Origin of the sequence: Stutzerimonas kunmingensis (assembly GCF_014764705.1) — a bacterium.
Taxonomy (GTDB): Bacteria; Pseudomonadota; Gammaproteobacteria; order Pseudomonadales; family Pseudomonadaceae; genus Stutzerimonas.
The window spans coordinates 1-2499 of the sequence record NZ_JACXXG010000073.1; the positions used below are offsets into that span (position 1 = coordinate 1).

The 2499-nt window shown below is 61.8% G+C and carries 2 protein-coding genes; both read right to left on the reverse strand.

The features are described from left to right. Window positions 1–192: 192 nt before the first annotated feature. Complete coding sequence (istB, locus tag IEG05_RS22915) at window positions 193–996, reverse strand: IS21-like element ISPst3 family helper ATPase IstB (protein ID WP_003459721.1); 804 nt, start codon at window positions 994–996, stop codon at window positions 193–195. Next, the gene (istA, locus tag IEG05_RS22920) at window positions 989–2488 is read right to left on the reverse strand and encodes an IS21-like element ISPst3 family transposase (RefSeq protein ID WP_191122770.1); all 1500 of its coding nucleotides are present in this window, start codon (window positions 2486–2488) and stop codon (window positions 989–991) included. Before istA ends, istB begins: the two co-directional genes overlap by 8 nt. Window positions 2489–2499: the final 11 nt, after the last annotated feature.

Sequence of the window (2499 nt, forward strand, 5' to 3'; positions counted from 1 at the left end):
TGTTGGCGCTGATGGAAAATTGACCCACCCTGCCGATTGAAATTTGACCCAGGGCGGATTGCTGATTTTGTTACCAGCAACTGTGGATAAGTCTACCAGCGCAGCTGCTGTTGCCCCCACTCCTTCGCTAGCCCAGTTCAGTTGTTTAACCTGCCACACGCAGCCATGTAGCAGGCCGTCGTCGCCATGAAATCAGAACGGCTCATCGTCCTCCGGTTCCTGGCCGCCCTTACGCTTTCGCTCCCGTGATTTGATCTTGGCCTGGGCCGCCAAGCTACTGTGTTGCAGGCGATAGGACTCGTTACCGGTTTCGACGATGTGGCAGTGGTGGGTCAGCCGATCCAGCAGGGCGGTGGTCATCTTGGCGTCGCCGAACACGCTCGACCATTCGGCGAAGCTCAGGTTGGTGGTGATCACCACGCTGGTGTGTTCGTACAGCTTGGACAGCAGGTGAAACAGCAACGCACCGCCAGCCTGGCTGAACGGCAGATAACCCAGTTCGTCGAGGATGACCAGATCCATGCGCAGCAGTGCCTGGGCGATCCGCCCGGCTTTGCCGTCGTGTTTTTCGCGCTCCAGCAGATTGACCAGATCGACCGTGGAGTAGAAGCGCACGCGCTTACCGTGCCGGGTGATGCCGGACACGGCCAGCGCGGTGGCTAGGTGGGTTTTACCGGTGCCTGGCCCACCGATCAGCACCACGTTCTGCGCGGTGTCGGTAAAGCTCAGGTTGGCCAGCTCGCTGATCAAGCGAGCGTCGGCGCTGGAGGCGCTGAAGTCGAAGCCGGCCAGATCGCGGTGCATCGGCAGCTTGGCCATGTTCATCTGGTGGCTCACCGAGCGCATGGCGCGATCTGTGTGCTCTTGTTCCAGCAGGTGTTCGAGCAGCCACTTGGACGAGGCTGTGTTCGACTCACCCTGTGCAGTTAACTCCGCCCAGGCCGTGGCCATGCCGTGCAGGCGCAGCTCCTTGAGTTCCGCCATCAAATCACGCATGACCGACCTCCTCGGCCTGGCCACGCAGGCGGTCGTAGCGCGCCGTGTTAGCGACGGGGGCTTCCTTGAGCGACAAGTGGGTTTCGACGCTGGGTGGTGGTTCGGATGCTGTCAGCCGTGCCACGACATTGAGGATGTGTTCGGCGCTCAGGCTGCCGCTCTCCAGTACCAGCTCAACGGCTACCAGCACGGCATCGAGCCCGGCGACCGGTACGGCAGCCAGAACTTGCGCCATGATCCGGTCACCGCCGGCATGACGCCCCAGACCGTGCTTAAGCTGACGCAGCGGCGCCGGCAGATCAGCAAAGGGCGCGCCGTTGCGCAGCGCACCGGGCTTGCGTTCGATCAGCGGGAGGTAGTGCTGCCAGTCATAGCTGACCTGGTCGCGATCCAGCAAGCGGACATGGCTGGCGATCAGCGCGTCGTCAGCCACCACCTCGATTCGCGTCGGATACAAACGGCTGCTGACCCACTTACCCGCGTACTCACACGGCACCGAGTAGCGGTTGCGCCCGACGCTGACCAGGCAGGTGCTGGAGACCCGCGCAGGCCGCTCGACGTAACCGTCGAATGGCGCTGGCACAGGCATCAGTTCAGCGCGCTCCAACTCCAGCACTTCGGCCACACTCAGCCCGCTGTATTGAGGGTGCGTCAGCTCGTTCCAAAGCGCGCGGCAGCGCTGGCCCAGCCAGGCATTGAGTTCCTCGAAGGAGTGAAACTGGCAGTCCTGGGCGTCTAGCCAGATACGCCTGCGGCTGTCTTGCACGTTCTTTTCAACGATGCCCTTTTCCCAACCAGCGGCGACGTTGCAGAAGTCCGGATCGAACAGGTAATGCGCGCACATCACCGCAAAGCGTGCATTCACCGCCCGGCCTTTGCCCTTATTGACCTTGTCGACGGCGGTCTTCATGTTGTCGTAGATGCCCCGGCGCGGCACGCCGCCCAAGGAGCCGAACGAGCGTGTATGGGCGTCAAATAACATCTCATGGCCCTGGCTCGGATACGCCACAAGCCAGAACGCACGGCTGGCACACAGCTTCAGATGTGCCACCTGCATACGCCGGTAAATGCCGCCGACCAGCAAGCCTTCCTCGCTCCAGTCAAACTGAAACGCCTCGCCAAGAGCAAAGGTCAGCGGCACAAAGGCCTGCGACGCCTTGCCCTGTCCCCCTCGCCAGGCACGGATAAACGCGGTGAGCTGGCTGTAGCCACCGTCATAACCTTCGGCTTTGATTTGCGCCAACAGCGCCTTGGCACTGCGCCGCTGTTGCTTGGGCCGCAGCGAATCGGCTTTTAGCGCCTGCTCCAGCGTGGCGTGAAAAGGGCTGAGTTTGTTGAAGATCGCGCGGCGTTGGTAGACCGGCGGCTTGGCCTCAGGTGCTCTGACCCACTTGCGAATCGTGTTGCGCGCCAACCCGGTGCGCTTGGCTATCTCATGCAGCGACAGCTTGTCGCGGAAATACATCCGGCGGATTTTGCCCATCATTTCCATACTGATCACCC